The sequence below is a fragment of the Nocardia sp. NBC_01327 genome (assembly GCF_035958815.1).
In the GTDB taxonomy this organism is placed as follows: domain Bacteria; phylum Actinomycetota; class Actinomycetes; order Mycobacteriales; family Mycobacteriaceae; genus Nocardia.
In genome coordinates this window covers 3,578,227-3,593,879 of sequence record NZ_CP108383.1, presented here as the reverse complement: position 1 = coordinate 3,593,879, position 15,653 = coordinate 3,578,227, and the positions used below count along the sequence as shown (strand labels likewise).

Here is a 15,653-nt window from a genome sequence, read left to right as displayed (position 1 = left end):
TCAACGAAGAGGGACCGCAGGATGGATGCACATCGACTCAGCAGGCGGGACGCACTGAGGGCCGGGGGTGGGTTTTTGGGCGCCGTCGGGGCGCTGGCGCTGACCGCGCGTACCGCGAGGGCGGAGCCGTGGTCGTGGTCGCCGAACGATTCGGTGGTCGGCAGCGGCGGCGGGGCCGATCCGCTCACGGTGTACGACCCGGACGCCGATTCGGTACTGGCGGATGTGATGGACCACGCCGATGTGCCCCAGGTCAACCGACTGCTGGCGACCTGGACCCGCAATGGTCAACCACTACCGGCCGGATTGCCGCCCGCGCTGGCCGATTTCATCGAACACGCCAGGCAGCTGCCGTCGTGGGCCGATCAGGGCAAGCTGGCGAGCTCGTTCGAATTCACCAAGAAGCGAGGTCTCTATCTGGGCGTGCTCTACGCCTTCGCCAGCGGGATGATGTCCACGGTCATTCCGCACGAGGCACTTGCGGTGTACTACTCGCGGGGCGGTTCGCATTTGAAAGAGCGGATCGCCAAGACCGCGAAATTCGGGTACGACATCGGCACGGTCAATGCCTACGGTGACGATGGCGAGATGGTTGTGACCTGCGTGAAAACCCGGATCATCCACGCGTCCGTGCGGCATCTGCTGCCGCAGTCGCCGCACTGGCCGGCGGGCGTCACGCCGATCAGTCAGGACGATCTGATGGTCACCTGGCACAGTCTGGCGACCACCATCATGCGGACGCTGAACGCCTGGAAGGTACCGATCCCGGCCGCCGAATCCGATGGCTACCTGCACAGTTGGCAACTGGCCGGTCACCTGCTCGGCATTCGCGACGAATACATCCCCGCGACCTGGGATCAGGCCGACGCGCAGGCCGCGCAGATGCTCGACCCGATCCTGGCGCCGACCGCCGAGGGCAACGACCTGGCCAATCAGCTGCTCAACCTCGGCGAGGACCTGGATCTCACGCTGATCAGCCGGGGCGTGCTGGGGGCGTTCACCCGATTTGTCATGGGAGACAAGGTCGCCGACTGGCTCACCATTCCCCGGGAGCCGGTGTGGAGCCCGCTGCTCGAAGTCGCGTGGGGCCCGTTCGTCGCCGTCCGGGAAGGCGTGTTGTCGGTGGCTCCGGCCGTGGATGTGCCCTACTGGATGTTCGACGAGTTCCTGCGCCAGTTCGCGCTCTGGTACGTGGCCGAACTCCGAATGCCGCTCAGTATCGAAATCCCTTTGACCAACCGCTGATTCATGTCCGCGGCAGGCAGGCGCGCGGCGGGTGGAAGGAACAGTGTTGCGCTGCCTTCGCCCGCCACACCGCTGCCTCCGCCGCCGAGGCCATACGATGGAACAGCCGACGTACCTACGTATCTTCGAGGAAGGCACCCGTGGAATCCGCGCTACCCGCCGGTACTCCCCCAACCGGTAAATCCCTGCTCGAACGCGCCTACCTCGAGGCGATCGAACAGACCGACAATACCGACGGGATTCGCGCACGCATCCTCGATGCGGCCAACCGGCAATTCCAACGGTGGGGCATCCAGCGCTCCACCATGGAGGATGTAGCCCGGCAGGCGGGCGTCTCACGCATCACCGTCTACCGCCGGTTCGCCACCAAAGACGAACTGGTCGAACAGGTTGTCCTGCGCGAATTCCGCCGCTACTTCGACAAGTTCCTCGTCGATATCACCGCGGCCGCGACCCCCGGTGATCGCGTAGTGCTCGGCTTTGTGAGCTCCCTGCGCGCACTACGCGGCAACCCACTGATCGGCTCCCTGATCACCGAGGAACCCGATCACTTCGTCAGTTCGCTCATCGGTGACGGCGGGCGAGCGGTGGCCATGGTCAGTGAATTCGTCGCACACCAGCTCCGCCAGGAGCAACGCGCCGGCACCATCTCCCCGGACCTGCGCACCGAACTGGTCGCCGAGCTGATGGTCCGCATCTGCGCCTCGTTCCTGGCGATCCCGAGCCATACCGTCGATCTCGACGATGAGGAACAGTTGGCCGCGATCGCCCGCCAATTCCTCGTCCCGATGCTCGAGCCACCGACCGCATAGCCGAGCACGCACCTACCGTGCCTGCTGTTCGACATAGGCGGAGTGGGTGCCGAATGTGCGGTGCCCGTACACCAGTGGTGCGGCCGTGCGTGTTTCGGCGGCGATCACCTCGCCCAGCAGCAGCATGTGGTCGCCACCGTCGACGGCGCGGACCAGGCGGCAGACCAGCCAGCCCGGCGCATCGGTCAGGCGGGGTAGATCGTGGTCGAATCTCCAGTCGATGCCGCTGAACCGGTCGGTGCCACGCCGGGCGAAGGACATGGCGATCTCGTCGTCGCCGTGGCCGAGCACGTTCACCCCGAACCTGTCGGTGTGCAGGATTTCCGTCAGCAGGCTCGAACGGCGGTCCAGCGCAACGGTGATCATCGGCGGGGACAGCGACAGGGACGCGAACGCGCTCACCGTCGCTCCGTACGGCTGGGTCCCCGACGCCGCGGTGACAATGGTGACCGGTCCGCATACTCCGGCCATGAGATCTCGGAAAACGTGCTCGGACAGCATCTTTCCTCCGCCTAGGTGAAGTTCCGGGTGGCGGACGGGCCGTCGGCACGACCGAGCAGGACCTGTCCGGCACGCTCGAGCATGCCGTCCTCGTCGATGGTGAGGTGACCGAGGATCACTTCGACGTCGCGCAGGAAATGCTGGGTGTCATCGTTCGTGCGGTAGATCGCCGCGCCGGATCCGCGCATCGCGAGTTGGATGGCCTCCCACACCAATCGGCCTACGGACAGGCAGTCGAGCTTGATGTTCGCGCGCAGCTCATCACTCATGGATTCGGTGCTGGCGGCATTCACCTCGAGGGTCTGGCGAACAGCACGGTCGAGTACGGCTTCGGCGGCACGGAGCTGGGAAACCGCTCGGGCATAGCGCAATTGGCCCGCGACGGTGTCACCGGTCAGCGTCGAATCGAACGCGGCGCGGCGCGTGTCCAGGCGATGGCGATAGTCCCCGATCAGTGCCTGCCCGGCGCCGAGCAGCAGCGCCGGAAGCAGGAACACCAGCAGGTCGCGAATGTCGTAGGCGTACGTGGATTCGGGATACAGCGCCGCACCCGGATTGTCCCGGGGCAGCCAGGCGGCGAGTTCGAGGCTGAATACCTCGGGAATGAAGCTGTCGTGCACCACGACATCGTTGCTGCCGGTGCCCTTCATGCCGGCCATGTACCAGGTGTCGGGCACCTCGACCTCGGCGCGCGGGATCAAGAACAGTCGAAGTTCTTCCTCCCCTTCGATTTTCGCCGCCAACTGCACCCAATTCGCATTGAGCACCCCCGAGCAGTACCCCCAGCGCCCGGACAATCGGTATCCGCCCTCGACCCGCTCGGCACGACCGGGCGGATTCGCCGCGACAGCCACCAGCACCGGTCCATCACCCTGAAATATCTTGCGCTGTGCGGCTTCCGGCCACCGCGCGAGCATCCAGCCGTGCGCGATGAAGAACGACATCGTCCACGCCGCCGACGGATCCCCCTGTGCCAGCGTACGAAGCACATCGACGAACTCCCGCGGCCCGCCGCCGGCGCCGCCCAGGGCCTCCGGAAGCAGCAGTGAGAACAGTTCGGCGTCGATACCGTCCTGGATGGTCGCCTCCGGCAGCCGCCGCAGCTCCTCGGTCTCGATAATGCGCTCCCGCAGCAGCGGAACGAGCTGCTGCGCCCGCGCGACTGCCGGATGAACGGACCCGTTCACCTGCGGGTCCAGTACGTCTCTCATGGTTCTCCTGTCGATCCGGCGGGGCGCTCGCATGCACCTGTCGAGCAGTCCGCCGCGAATGTGGTGCACCCCATAAGACACCAGAAATGTGCGCACAGTCAACCAAGTTTCGAAAGTATGTAAAAGATGCGCGTTCGTCGATCGGCTACGCTACCGACATGGCCAAGGCGAAAAGCGCAGGTTCACGCGCCGATATGGTGACCGCGGCAATCCGTGCGGACATCCTGGACGGGCATCTGGCGCCGGGACAGCGGCTCACCTTTCCCGAACTGGGAGCACGGCACGGTGTGAGCGTCGGCGTGCTGCGCGAGGCACTGGCCCGGCTGGTCGAGCAGGGCATCGTCAAGACGGTGAGCAATCTGGGCTTCAGCGTGATCCCGCTGTCGGCCCGCGATTTCGCCGAACTCACCCAGGTGCGCACGCTGATCGAGCCGCAGTTCTTCCGCCAGTCGGTGCTCGCCGGTTCGATGCGGTGGGAGTCGGAAGTCGTTGCCGCACACCATCTCCTGCAGCGGACCCCCTACTTCGCCGAGGACGGCTCGTCCTTCAGCCCGGCCTGGAACACCGTGCACACCGATTTCCACATGACGCTGCTCTCCGGGTGCACCAATGTCTACATGCACGACGGCACGGCGCGACTGCGCGATGTGAGCGCCCTGTACCGGCGATGGTCGCCGCTGCGCAGCCCCGTCGACGAGGTCCTGGAGCGGGGGGCACTGGAACACCGCGCTCTCGTCGACGCCGCCCTCGCCCACGATGCCGACCGCGCGGAACAGCTACTGCGCGAGCATATTCAGCGCGCGGCCGACGAGATGGTCATCGTCACCGAGTCCGGCGAACAACGCTCCGCCGCACACGGATAGCGGGAAGAAGCCGCGCCGGCCGAATCGCTCATTCCTCGATGATCGGCGTCACGGCGGCGACGCGGGCGGCGGCCTCGAGCACCGTCCTGCGGAACCACTTGTGGCCGGGGTCGTGCGTATGCACCGGATGCCACCACAGCGCTTCATTGATCGGGCCGACCTCGAACGGGCAGGGGATGATTCGCAGGGCCGGCGGTAATGCGATCGCATGCAGCAGCCGGTGCTGCACGATGCCGATCCGATCGGTGCCCGCGATATACAGCGGCAGCGCGAGGAAACTGTCGGTGACCACCTGCGGTCGCAGATCCACACCGAGTTCGGCGAGCCGCCGCACCATGAACGGCGGCTCATGCGGTTCGTGCTGGGCCAGTACCCAGCGCAAGCCCCGGAGCTCGTGCAGACCCGGCGTGTGCTCGATGACGGGATTGGTGCGGTCGACGACGGCGACCCATTCATCGGAGAACAGTTCGAGATTGGACAGCCCGAGCGGATAGGCGCTGTGCGGGAGGATCACCCCGTCCTCGGACCGGGCGGTGGTGTCCGGATGCCCCTCCCGGTGAATTCCGAACTGGCGAAATCGGAACGTCGCATGCGGCGCGTGAGTTTCGAACTCCGATACCAGTTCCGGTCCGAGCACGGCGACCGCGTAGTCGGAGGCGGTGAGAATGAACTCGCGTTCGGAGGTCGCCGGATCGAACTGCGCTGTCGTCTCGAACAATCGATCCGACAGCTGCATGATTCCACCGACCTGATCGCGCAATTGCACAGCGAGCGGGGTGAGCTCATACCGGCTGCCCATTCGCTCCAGCAGCTGATCGCCGAAGTGGCGGCGCAGCCGGGCCAGCATGGCGCTGGCCGCGGGCTGCGTGACGCCGATACGTTCGGCGGCACGGCTGACGTGCCGTTCCTCGAGCAGTGCCTGGAGCGCGACGAGGAGATTCAGGTCTGGGCGAGCAGGCATGTCCTCAAACTATCACTCCTCGAAATACCTCGATGCGGAACATCAATCCGCTGAATACTTCGCTCGCAATCGCAACCTCAGCCGAAGAGCGCTTCGGAGTTGGTGTGCATCACCTGAGCCAGCAGCTCACCCTGCAGGATCGGTGCGGCGTCGAGCTTGTCCGTGTTGGTGTGCACTTCGGGCAGCGGGGTGAACGGCAGGTCGCTGCCGTAGTGGATGTGCGTGGGGTCCGCGACGCTCAGCAGCGCGGGCAACATATCGGGGACGGGCATACCGGCCAGATCGAAGTGCAAGCGCTGCAGCGCATTCCGCATCGGGTCGGTTTTGCCGACCATCTTCGCCCCGATGACGTCGACGCGGGCGGCCACCAGCGGCAGCGTGGCGCCGGCGTGCGGAACGATGACCTTGATGTTCGGATACCGCTCGAGCGTGCCCGACAACACCATATCGGTCACCGAACGCGTGGTGTCGAAGAGGAATTCGAGCATCGGCCGCGGGTACCGCAGCGGTACGGCGGCGCCGGTGCACGGCCTGGCCGGGCTGGTGGGGTGCAGGAACAACACGGCATTGCGGCGGTCGAGTTCGGCGTAGACCGGGGCGAGCAGATCGTCGCCCAGGTAGATGCCGTCGAAGTTCGTCTCGAACACCACACCGTCGGCGTCGAGTTCATCGAAGGCATAGGTGATTTCGGCCAACGTGGCGTCGATATCGGGTAGCGGTGTCGAAGCGAAGAATCCGAAGCGCCCGGGGTGCGCTCGCTTGACCCGTGCGCCTTCCTCGTTCACTCGCCGCGCGAGATCGCGGGCAGCGGCATCGTCACCGAAGTGCACGCCCGGTGAGGAAATCGACAGGTAGGCCTTCGTGACGCCGAGGCCGTCCATTGCTTCCAGCGCGGTGGATTCGCTCCACGCCGGGATACCCGGGATGCCATCGGGGTGTGAGTGTCCGTTCGCGATCAGCGCCTCGCGGTAGAAGTCCGGCAGGTAGTGGCAGTGCACGTCGATTCTCGTCATGAGTTCTCCCGATGGTGGGTCGATGATGTGGTCGTGGAGCCGCGTCAGCGGTAGGTGTAGCCGCCGTCGCGGTACCTGGGCGGAATTACCGGGATCAGCAGGTGGGACTGGTGGCGGCCACCGGTGTACAGCACATGCCTGCCTTTATTGGACGTCTGCCAGGTCAGGGGCTCGAACCAGTCTTCGCGTATGTAGTGGCCCGAGATCTGCACCCGGATCTGTTGTCCCGCATGCCATATGCGACTGGTCGGCCAGATCGGGACATCGAGGGCGACGATCTCGTCCTGCCGCAGTTTCACTTCGCTTTGCTGTGCGAGTACCGGGTGGTAGTCAGTGGATTTGGCTTCGTCCAGAGCCCGGCGGGAGGCTCTGATCTTGCCCCACGCACCCGGATGCGGGTGTCCCAGCACGCTTGTCGGCAGCCATTCGCCGGTTGTACTGAGCTTCTGAATGTTCACGAACAGGTCGATCTCGTCGTTTCCATCGGCTTCCACGAACAACCGCAGCGCCAGATATCCGGTGAGTTCGGTGTCCTGCTCGAAGGTCATGTCGAAGGTGACGAGGCCTTCGGCCGCGTCATAGGACGTGTTCGATTCGGTCTCGATGGGGTGCGCCGACAGCGAACCGCTCGCGGCATCGAGATAAAGCTTCTCGTATTGTGTTCGGGCGAGGGGGAATTCACGTTCCGCGCGATCGACCTGGTAGTCGCAGTCGAACGCATCCATCACCTCGAGGCGTACGGGCGGGGTGAGTTCCCACCCGTTGTGGATGTCCTTGAGGTACCGGTCATAGAACCGCTTGAGATCCTCGAGATTGTCCGGGGAGTACATGTCCGGCCATTCGAAGTCACGGTGCGCCCGGATCCACTTCCGGGTACTGGCGGCGTGCCGGAATCCTTCGAAGGCGCCGTGCAGGTGGATGTGGCTCCACCCGGCGGTGATGTAGGCGGGCACGGTGATCTTCGCGAAGTCCGCGACCTTGTCGCGCCAGTAATTGTTGAAAAACGGGTAGCGGCGGGCCATTTCGCCGACATCCTCGACCAGGTTCGGGCCGGAGAGCAGGTCGACCAGGATGGAGTGGAAGGTCAGCCCGGGAACGCCGCCCTCGTAGATGGCTTCGTTGAAGAGGTCGAAGGTGCCCTCCCACGGGGCGATACACGCCAGGTGCGGCGGCTGCTGCGCGGCGATCGCCCACTGGGTGACCGCGACGCCCGAATTTCCGGCCATACCGACTTTGCCGTTGCACCACGGCTGTTCGGCCACCCATTCGACAAAGTCGTATCCGTCGCGGGCGTCCTGCGAGCCGTGGACGCTGATGTCGCCTTCGGAATGGCCCACGCCGCGGGGATCAACGTTCGCCACCGCGTACCCGTGGTGGCACCAATATCCTGGATCCACCGATTCGAACTTCGCCATCAGCGAGATCGTCTCCGGCGGCACACCCTTCACGTTCCATTGGGTGAGCCCATCGCCGGGCCGCTTGCCGAAGAAGCTCCAGGACAGGATGACCGGTACCGGCACATCGGTGTCGGGACGGTAGATGTCGGTGTAGATCGTGGTGCCGTCACGCAATACCACCGGCTGATCCTGATCGCACACGATCCCGGGTGCGGCCTCGTACGACCTGGTCTGGAACGGCGGGCAATACCCGAGATAGCCGTTGCCGGCGAACTCGTCGTCGCCGCCCTCGCCGATATCCGGCGGCCTGCGGGCCTGCTTGTAGACGACGTCGACCTGCTCGCCGTCGAAAGTTTGTGTGATGGTGATGAATTCGGATGTCCGTGCGGTCTCGGTGGACATATCGATGTTCCTCTCGTCCGGCTACTGCGCGTTGTCGACCACGACAGCGCCATTGCGCACGACCTGGTGGACGTTGGCGACGGCGGTGATGTCGTCCAGGGGATTTCCGGAGACGATGAGCAGATCGGCGAGCTTGCCCGGCTCGATCGTGCCGAGCAGATCGGACTTCCCGATCAGCTCCGCATTCGTCTTCGTCGCTGCGACAAGGACTTCCGCAGCGGGAATGCCCTGATCGTGCACCAGCATCACCAGCTCGTTGCGCAGCCGCCAGCCGTGCATACCGGTCGAGTGCGCGTCGGAACCGACGCCGAGCCGCACGCCGCGGTCGTAGGCGCGCCTGACCAGCGAATTGCCGTAATGCAAAGTGCGCGGGTCGGTTTCGGGCGTGGTGTCGCGCTGGTGGGCGACCATGGTGGGCACCAGGTAGGTGCCCTGAGCCGCCATCAGGTCGAACAACTCGTCGAAGGCCAGGGCATCCAGCGGCTCTTCCGCACGCATCACCAGATGCTCGATGTCATCGGCTCCGAGCCGAACCGCGTGCAGGCAGTCGTCGAGATTCTCGGTGTGCGCCGCAACCAGCAGCCCCTGCGCGTGCGCGGCGCCGATGATCGCTTCGGTGATATCCCACGGCAGCTTCAGCTCGGGCTTGGGCGGGCCGAAGAAAGCGTTCTCGGAAATAATGATCTTGATCAGATCGACTCCGGCGGCAGCGAGCTCGCCGACCATTCGCGTGGCTTCGGCGACCGTCTTCGGCACGCGCGCAGCCTCGTTCAATGCGAGCGGGTCGCCGAACCACACACTGCCGTTGGGGTGTCCACCCTCGACCTGGAAGCTCGGCCCGCTGGTCACGATCCGCGGTCCGACGAGGTCACCCTTGTCGATCTCGTCGCGGATGGCGAGGCTGTCGGTGAGGAAATCGCCGAGGCTGCGCGCGGTGGTGACGCCGTAGCGCAGCGCACCCGCGCGCGGATCGGCGTAATCGCCGGTGGCCGCGCGACCGCCGAACGCGGGCCGGCTACCGAATCCCAGACCACCCAGATGCACATGCGCATCGATGAGTCCAGGCATCACGGTCCTGCCTCCGAGGTCGACAACCGTCGCGCCCTCCGGGATCGGCGCATCGGCGCCGGCGGCGGCGATCGTATCGCCGGTCACCACGACGGTGGCATCGGAAACGGCGGGAGCGCCCGTGCCATCGATCAGCAGCGCATGCGTGAACGCGTATGTCATGGAAGACCTTTCGTGGAGCTACTTCTGCGCCGACTCCACCGGCGCGGGACGCCGGACGAATCGGCGCACGAGTTTGTACAGGATGAGAATCGCGAGGCTCGCGAGTAATGCCATGCCCGCATAGATCGCGAACTTCTGGAAGAACGGTCCGGCGTAGTAACCGCCGATGATGAACAGCGCACTCCAGATCGTCGTTCCGGTCGCACTGAAGGCGACGAAACGAGGGAAGGAATACTTCGATGCGCCGATCATGATCGGCAAGGTGGTGCGCAACAACGGAATCCAGCAGGCGAAGACCGCCGCCGGTGCGCCACGTCTGCGCAGGGTGTCCTCACCCTTCTCCAGTGCGCGCCGCAATTTCGATTCGGCCGGTCGGCGGCCGATCCAGTCGTCGAACACCCGACCGGCGTAATAGGTGCCGATCGGGCTGACAATGGCGGAGGTGACGATCACCAGGATCACGATCGGCAGCGAAACCTGGCCGCTCGCGGCGAGAATGCCCGCGAGCACGAAGAACGGCTCGCCGGGGATTATCAAACCTGTTGGTATCCAGAACAACAGGACGGTCAACAGGGCGAAGACAACATAGAGAGCCGGGCCGTGCACGCCATCGAGCACGGCGGTGATATCAAGCATCTAACGCACCATCCCAGGGCGTGGCGGATTCGCGGTGATCTGCGGGCTGATGCTCGACGGATGCTGGCGACTTCATACAACGAGTCTGCGGAGCGTTCCGGCATACGGGAAATCAATCCTTCGTATCCTTATATAAACAGGACTGATGAGCCCAAGGTGGCGAGCATCAATCTTCATCCCCGGTCGGAATATTTTCGAAACTTATGTCCACATGCGTACGCTGACGAAGTATGCGCATAGATTTTCACAGCCACTACCTCCCCCCACGCTTCTTCGAGCGCATGGATGCACTGCAGGCGAGTGATCGGATCGAGTCCTACGCGGTCTTCGGACCACGCCTGGCCGCCGCTGCCGATCGCCAGTTCGCCAGCGGCCCAGCGGCTTTCCTGGAGCACCGACTCCAGGACATGGAGAACGGCGAGGTCGACCTGACCATGCTGAGCGTCGGAGCGGTCCAGCCCTACTTCGAATCCGCACCGGCGGCGATCGCCGCGACCCGCCTCGCGAACGAGCTCCTGCACGAGGCGGTGGCCGCCGGGCACGGACGGTTCGGCGCGTTCGGCAGTCTCCCCTTGCCGCATACCGCTGCCGCGCTGGACGAATTGGCCTTCTGCTTCGACGATTGCGGTTTCCAGGGCGTGAATCTCGGCTGCTCGGCGGCCGGTTCACCGTTGGACGCACCGGAATTCGACGATATCTGGGCAGCCTTGAACGACCGCGCGGCCATGGTCTTCCTGCATCCCGGAGCGACGCCGCAGATGGCGGTCGGATCGGCGGAACACCTACTGGCGCCGGCCTTTTGCGGTCCGACGGAAATGGCGATCGCGGTGTGCCGGCTGGTGGCCGCCAAGATTCCGCTGCGGTTTCCCAGGATTCAGGTGATCGCGGGCATTACCGGCGGTTCGATCCCCTATCTGGCCAACAGGTGGGATCGCGGGCTGCGGATGTCCGATCCGGCACTGCACGAGGAGATCGGTGGTGTGCTGCCGAGCCTGCGCCGCTTCTGGTTCGATACCAGCCTCATCGAAGACGACCACCTCTACGACACCGTTCGGGCGACGATCGGCGTCGACCGGCTGGTGTTCGGCAGCGATACGCCGCGCGGACCCGTCATGGAGGCCGTCGACGCGGTGCTGCGATCGGACCGACTGTCCGAGCAGGAGAAGCACCGGATTCTCGACCACAGTGGCGATCTCGTCCTCGGCGCGACAACCGGACGATTCGCCCGCCCGAATCCGTGACCGAGATCCATGACCACACAGTGATGGCCCACACCGAATCCGGTGCGGGCCATCACTATTGCCGGAACGCTAGGGGGTCGCCGGCCCGCCGGGGGCAGCGGGCGCGTTCAGCGTGTTGTACATCTGGATGGCGCTGGCGATCCCGACCGGAATCCCCAGTACCGCAGCGCCGATGGCGGTTCCGAATCCGCCCAGCATGGCGCCGCCGCCCACACAGCCGGCCAGTGCCGCGGGAAGCGACAGCGTCCCCAGGCTGACCGGGATGAACAGGCTGCCGCCGGTGAACGCTCCGGCCACACAGCCGACGATCACCCCGGTGGTGCCACCCACCAGCGACCCGATGCCGGTGGCCAGACCGAACTGAGCACCGGCCTGGCCGAGTGCCCGGTTGAACTTCTCACCGGGATCGGCGTCGGCGGGCGCGGCCACCGCAGCCGCCTCCGGCGAGACCGACACCGTGGCCTGCGGCTGCACCGCCGCCGCGGGCGGAACCAGGAATCCATTGCCCGCCACTGTATTTCCGGCCTGGTCTACGGCCTGGAACTGTCCGCCACGCGTCGTCAGCGTGCCGATCGGTGTGGTGATGAGCACCGATCCATCGGTCAGGTCGCTCGTGTACTGCACGCCGGGAAGAATTTGCGTGCTCAATCGCTGCGGGTCGGACACCACCGGCGCGGTATCGGCGTGTGCGGTTCCGGCGGCTGTGCCCACGGCCGCCACCGCAATTGCGGTAATTATCGCGGCCCGGCGAGATTTATTGGTAGAGGTCCTCATTGGCCCCATCTCCATTTCTTTCGAATCCGACGCGCTATGCACCAGATCACATTCGAAACTATCAGGTGACTTTCAACACTACAAACCTATTTTCTATTGATATACCACCATCAGAATCAGTGATAGTGAAAAGCCTTTGAATAGCAAGAAGCCCCTACGGTCCGAATGGACCGCGGGGCTCCTTGGCAATACGCAATAGGTTGCCGGTCAGATGGTTCCGTCACGCAGCGGAATCGCCGGAACACCCGAGACAATGCGATTTTCGAGAACTCCGAGACCTTCGATCGAAGCAGTTACGGTATCGCCGGGTTGTAAGAACGGATATTGTTCGAGACTGTAGGTATTCGCGAGTTCGTTGATGCATCCGGTGCCGCATGTACCACTGCCGATGATGTCGCCGGGACGTACTTCGGTACCGCGTGACGCATAAGAAATCATTTCGGCGAACGACCAATACACAGAGGACCACACGGCCTCGGTGTATTGCTTGCCATTCACATCGCACCGCATCGAGAGTCGGTATCCGGTGCCCTCCTTGTATTTCTCGAGTTCGTCCGGGGTCACGATCCACGGCCCGAGACCGGTAGCGGTGTCCTTGCCCTTCACCGGGCCCATCGACAGCGTCATCTCGCGCTTCTGCAGATCCCGTGCGCTCCAGTCGTTCAGGATGCAGAAGCCGGCGATCAGCCCCTCCGCCTCGGCCGGGGTCAGGTCCCTGCCGTGGCCGCCGACGATCGCGCCCACCTCGAGTTCGAAGTCGAACTTCGCACTTCCCGGCGGAATCGGAATGTCACCACTACCGGTGGCCGCGTAGGGATTCGAGAAGTAGAAGACCGGGATCCGGTACCAGTCCGGGTCCATCTCCAGTCCGCGCCAGGCCCGCCCCGCGCGAACATGCTGTTCGAAGGCATAGAAGTCACGCAGCGTCGGCGGCGTGGCGATCGGCGAAAGGTACTGCACGCCTTCGAAAGCCACGACCTCACCGGTGACGCCCTGCGCGAGCGCCGCGTCCGCCAGCGACCTGTCGGGATCGTTGAGCAGCGGCAGAATATCGTCGATATCCTTCAGCAGGTGGATACCGTCGTCCTCCACGATGCCGACGCGGACGGTGCCGCCGGTGGTGCGAATGCGGGTCAGTTTCACTCGGATTCTCCTGCGCTCGTTGCCTTCTCGTTGTTCGTGCGGGTCCATTCCACGTAAGAGGACGCGGTGAAGCCCGTGTCGCCGTAGCGGGCGACGGATTCGCGGATGCGTTCGAGAAGTTGATCGGTATCGGTGTCGAGGTCGATGTGCTCGATGAACGGCTGGCGCGCCTCGAGTCCGGTCTGCCAGTAGACCTCGCAGCGATTGCCCTCGGGATCGTAGAAGTACACGCCCACGGCATTGCCGTGTGAGACCACCATGTCCAGCGTGACGCCCTGCTCACGGAAGCGGCGGAAGAATCCGATCACACTCTCGAGTGAGTCGCAGCGGAACGAAACCTGCTGGATCAGACCGACATCCGGCCCTGCGGTGCGGCCGGAGGCGAGCAGGACCTCGTGATGCTCGGTGTCCGGCCGCGCGGACAGGAACCAGACGCCGAGCTTCTCGTCATGATCGGTGAGCGTCAGCCCCAGGGTGCCGGTGTAGAACTCGAGTTGACGCGCCACATCGTGACAGCGGATGCCGACATGGCCGAGTTCGGCGATGGCCGGCGTGAAATCGGTTGTCATCATTTACCTTTCGCAATAGTGGGCAGCTACCCGCGCAGGGGCGCCAGCAGTCGCCGCAGCGACGCGGCGGTCTCTCCGGCGCGATCGGCCGGGAAGACGCAGGCGACATAGCGGTCCGGACGCAGCAGCACGAAACGACCCGAGGCCGGTTGCAAGAGCGTTTCCAGCTCGCCGTCGGCATCACCCACCGCTACTCGCGGACCGCTGGAGCGGGGGCGCCGATCGCCGAGGACGATGTCGACGCTTCTGATCGGCAGCGGCGGCAGCGCAGCCAGCACCTGCTCCCAATCCTCCTCGGAGACATCGACGCCGAGCAGAGTGAAGTCCTCGCCCAGCACAGAATCGAGTTTCCGGATCGTGCCGTCCGGTCGCAGCACCTGCGGCTGATCCAGCGCGACGCCTACCAGTTCGTCGGCGCTCGAGCCGTCCCGCAGCACGACACCGGTGCTGAACCTCGGCCTGGGCAGATATTTCAGGTGCGTGAGAAACGCGCGCCCCCGCGGTATTCGAAGCATGAGGGTCGCGACGGTGTCGCGCAGCAGCGCTGCCGGACGGTTGGTGGTCATCACGACGCGGCCCTGCCGGACGGAGGCGCGCACGGTGACCTCGGCATGGGGCTTGCGTTCGGCCTCATATGAACCCAGCAGCGCCGGGGTGGCATACCCGCGCCCGACCAGTGCCAGTTTCCAGCACAGGTTGGCGGCATCGCGAATACCCGAATTGAGGCCCTGGCCGGCGAATGGCGGCATCATGTGCGCGGCATCGCCGAGCAGGAATATCCGCCGATCCCGCCAGCGATCGGCGACCAGCCCGCTGAACCGGTAGTTCACACAGCGTTCGACCTGCTCGGGCGTGATCGTGCGATACGGCGCCAGCAGCCGTTGGATGAGCTCGAAGGACGGCTGTTCCCGGGCGGTGCCCTCCCCCGGTCGCAACAGGAACTCGTACCGGCAGCGGCCCTCACCGCCCGGCACGATCACGTGCGGCCGGTCCGGATCGCCGACGTGGATGCTGCACCGGTCGTCGTGCGCATCGCCGACGGTGTCCACGACCAGCCAGACATCATCGAAACTCTTGCCCGTCATGGGAATTCCGGCCAGTTTGCGCACTGCGCTGCGACCGCCGTCGCAGGCGAGCAGGTAGTCCGCGTGCAGCGTGTTCTCGATACCGCCGGCATGCCGGACCGTGACCTCGACGCCTTCCGAATCCTGTTGATAGGAAAGCAGTTCGGTGCTCATATGGATCTGCACGCTGTCACTGTCGCGCAGCTGCTCGAACAGCACCCGCTCCAGTTCCGGTTGCGAGAACTGGCTTTTGATCGCGTACCCGTACGGATACGGGGTCGCGCCGCGGGCCTGGAACAGCCGTTGCCCGCGGCGGCCGTAGAACCGCACACCCGTACCCGGGGCCATCACGGCGTCGAGGCGCTCGCCCGGTCCGAACCCGTGCAGTACGCGCAACGATTCCGCGTCCATGCTGATGGCTTTGGCCTCGTCACTCGTCGACGGGTTGCGCTCGACGAGGATGACGCTGACACCCGCGACGGCGAGCAGATTCGCCGCTGTCAATCCGACTGGCCCACCGCCGGCGATCACCACGCGAAATGGTGATTCCGCCTGCACTGATGGTTGATTCATCTGTTTCGATTCCGATCT

The 15,653-nt window shown here is 64.8% G+C and carries 15 protein-coding genes; 4 read left to right on the top strand and 11 right to left on the bottom strand.

All coding sequences use genetic code 11. From position 1 onward, the window contains the following. The first annotated feature begins 21 nt into the window (after positions 1-21). A complete protein-coding gene (locus tag OG326_RS16070; protein ID WP_327145437.1) occupies positions 22-1,245 on the top strand; it encodes an oxygenase MpaB family protein in 1,224 nt (407 codons plus the stop codon). Positions 1,246-1,385: 140 nt separating this feature from the next. Beyond that, positions 1,386-2,057, top strand: coding sequence for a TetR/AcrR family transcriptional regulator (locus OG326_RS16065; protein WP_327145436.1), 672 nt, complete (start codon positions 1,386-1,388; stop codon positions 2,055-2,057). 12 nt (positions 2,058-2,069) lie between these two features. Here the strand turns inward: OG326_RS16065 and OG326_RS16060 are convergent, their stop codons facing one another. Both OG326_RS16060 and OG326_RS16055 read right to left on the bottom strand, forming a co-directional pair. Further along, positions 2,070-2,558 carry a flavin reductase family protein gene (locus OG326_RS16060; protein WP_327145435.1) on the bottom strand — a complete coding sequence of 163 codons (489 nt, stop codon included), beginning with the start codon at positions 2,556-2,558 and terminating at the stop codon, positions 2,070-2,072. Positions 2,559-2,569: 11 nt separating this feature from the next. Continuing rightward, positions 2,570-3,769: an acyl-CoA dehydrogenase family protein gene (locus tag OG326_RS16055; RefSeq protein ID WP_327145434.1), complete on the bottom strand. Its 1,200-nt coding sequence runs from the start codon at positions 3,767-3,769 to the stop codon at positions 2,570-2,572. A 158-nt stretch (positions 3,770-3,927) separates the two neighbouring features. On the opposite strand from OG326_RS16055, the gene OG326_RS16050 reads away from it, so the two are divergent. Continuing rightward, positions 3,928-4,632 carry a GntR family transcriptional regulator gene (locus tag OG326_RS16050; protein ID WP_327145433.1) on the top strand — a complete coding sequence of 235 codons (705 nt, stop codon included), beginning with the start codon at positions 3,928-3,930 and terminating at the stop codon, positions 4,630-4,632. A gap of 28 nt (positions 4,633-4,660) precedes the next feature. On the opposite strand, the gene OG326_RS16045 is transcribed toward OG326_RS16050, so the two are convergent. From OG326_RS16045 to OG326_RS16025, 5 genes are all read right to left on the bottom strand, one after another. Then, entirely contained in the window at positions 4,661-5,593 is a 933-nt protein-coding gene (locus tag OG326_RS16045; RefSeq protein ID WP_327145432.1) for a LysR family transcriptional regulator, read from the bottom strand. 77 nt (positions 5,594-5,670) lie between these two features. After that, a complete protein-coding gene (locus OG326_RS16040) occupies positions 5,671-6,606 on the bottom strand; it encodes an amidohydrolase family protein (RefSeq protein WP_327145431.1) in 936 nt (311 codons plus the stop codon). A gap of 44 nt (positions 6,607-6,650) precedes the next feature. Next, positions 6,651-8,405: a CocE/NonD family hydrolase gene (locus tag OG326_RS16035; RefSeq protein WP_327145430.1), complete on the bottom strand. Its 1,755-nt coding sequence runs from the start codon at positions 8,403-8,405 to the stop codon at positions 6,651-6,653. Between the two features lie 21 nt (positions 8,406-8,426). Next, positions 8,427-9,635 (bottom strand): amidohydrolase family protein, encoded by a 1,209-nt coding sequence (locus OG326_RS16030; RefSeq protein WP_327145429.1) that lies wholly within the window; start codon positions 9,633-9,635, stop codon positions 8,427-8,429. 18 nt (positions 9,636-9,653) lie between these two features. Beyond that, positions 9,654-10,271, bottom strand: a complete 618-nt coding sequence (locus OG326_RS16025) for a DedA family protein (RefSeq protein ID WP_327145428.1) — start codon at positions 10,269-10,271, stop codon at positions 9,654-9,656. A 230-nt stretch (positions 10,272-10,501) separates the two neighbouring features. Between OG326_RS16025 and OG326_RS16020 the strand changes: the two genes are divergently transcribed. Continuing rightward, positions 10,502-11,512 (top strand): amidohydrolase family protein, encoded by a 1,011-nt coding sequence (locus OG326_RS16020; protein ID WP_327145427.1) that lies wholly within the window; start codon positions 10,502-10,504, stop codon positions 11,510-11,512. 69 nt (positions 11,513-11,581) lie between these two features. Here the strand turns inward: OG326_RS16020 and OG326_RS16015 are convergent, their stop codons facing one another. From OG326_RS16015 to OG326_RS16000, 4 genes are all read right to left on the bottom strand, one after another. Beyond that, positions 11,582-12,286, bottom strand: coding sequence for a hypothetical protein (locus OG326_RS16015; protein WP_327145426.1), 705 nt, complete (start codon positions 12,284-12,286; stop codon positions 11,582-11,584). A gap of 207 nt (positions 12,287-12,493) precedes the next feature. After that, on the bottom strand, positions 12,494-13,429 hold the full coding sequence (locus OG326_RS16010; RefSeq protein WP_327145425.1) for a fumarylacetoacetate hydrolase family protein: 936 nt from the start codon (positions 13,427-13,429) through the stop codon (positions 12,494-12,496). Further along, complete coding sequence (locus OG326_RS16005) at positions 13,426-13,998, bottom strand: VOC family protein (protein WP_327145424.1); 573 nt, start codon at positions 13,996-13,998, stop codon at positions 13,426-13,428. The genes OG326_RS16010 and OG326_RS16005 overlap by 4 nt, the downstream gene beginning before the upstream one ends. A 26-nt stretch (positions 13,999-14,024) precedes the next feature. Then, positions 14,025-15,635 (bottom strand): bifunctional 3-(3-hydroxy-phenyl)propionate/3-hydroxycinnamic acid hydroxylase, encoded by a 1,611-nt coding sequence (locus OG326_RS16000; protein WP_327145423.1) that lies wholly within the window; start codon positions 15,633-15,635, stop codon positions 14,025-14,027. Positions 15,636-15,653: the final 18 nt, after the last annotated feature.

Bases quoted from the DNA above. Each gene is read 5' to 3' on its own strand.
- OG326_RS16070 (WP_327145437.1), top strand. From the start codon at position 22: ATGGATGCACATCGACTCAGCAGGCGGGACGCACTGAGGGCCGGGGGT.
- OG326_RS16060 (WP_327145435.1), bottom strand. From the start codon at position 2,558: ATGCTGTCCGAGCACGTTTTCCGAGATCTCATGGCCGGAGTATGCGGA.
- OG326_RS16055 (WP_327145434.1), bottom strand. From the start codon at position 3,769: ATGAGAGACGTACTGGACCCGCAGGTGAACGGGTCCGTTCATCCGGCA.
- OG326_RS16050 (WP_327145433.1), top strand. From the start codon at position 3,928: ATGGCCAAGGCGAAAAGCGCAGGTTCACGCGCCGATATGGTGACCGCG.
- OG326_RS16045 (WP_327145432.1), bottom strand. From the start codon at position 5,593: ATGCCTGCTCGCCCAGACCTGAATCTCCTCGTCGCGCTCCAGGCACTG.
- OG326_RS16040 (WP_327145431.1), bottom strand. From the start codon at position 6,606: ATGACGAGAATCGACGTGCACTGCCACTACCTGCCGGACTTCTACCGC.
- OG326_RS16035 (WP_327145430.1), bottom strand. From the start codon at position 8,405: ATGTCCACCGAGACCGCACGGACATCCGAATTCATCACCATCACACAA.
- OG326_RS16030 (WP_327145429.1), bottom strand. From the start codon at position 9,635: ATGACATACGCGTTCACGCATGCGCTGCTGATCGATGGCACGGGCGCT.
- OG326_RS16025 (WP_327145428.1), bottom strand. From the start codon at position 10,271: ATGCTTGATATCACCGCCGTGCTCGATGGCGTGCACGGCCCGGCTCTC.
- OG326_RS16020 (WP_327145427.1), top strand. From the start codon at position 10,502: ATGCGCATAGATTTTCACAGCCACTACCTCCCCCCACGCTTCTTCGAG.
- OG326_RS16015 (WP_327145426.1), bottom strand. From the start codon at position 12,286: ATGAGGACCTCTACCAATAAATCTCGCCGGGCCGCGATAATTACCGCA.
- OG326_RS16005 (WP_327145424.1), bottom strand. From the start codon at position 13,998: ATGACAACCGATTTCACGCCGGCCATCGCCGAACTCGGCCATGTCGGC.
- OG326_RS16000 (WP_327145423.1), bottom strand. From the start codon at position 15,635: ATGAATCAACCATCAGTGCAGGCGGAATCACCATTTCGCGTGGTGATC.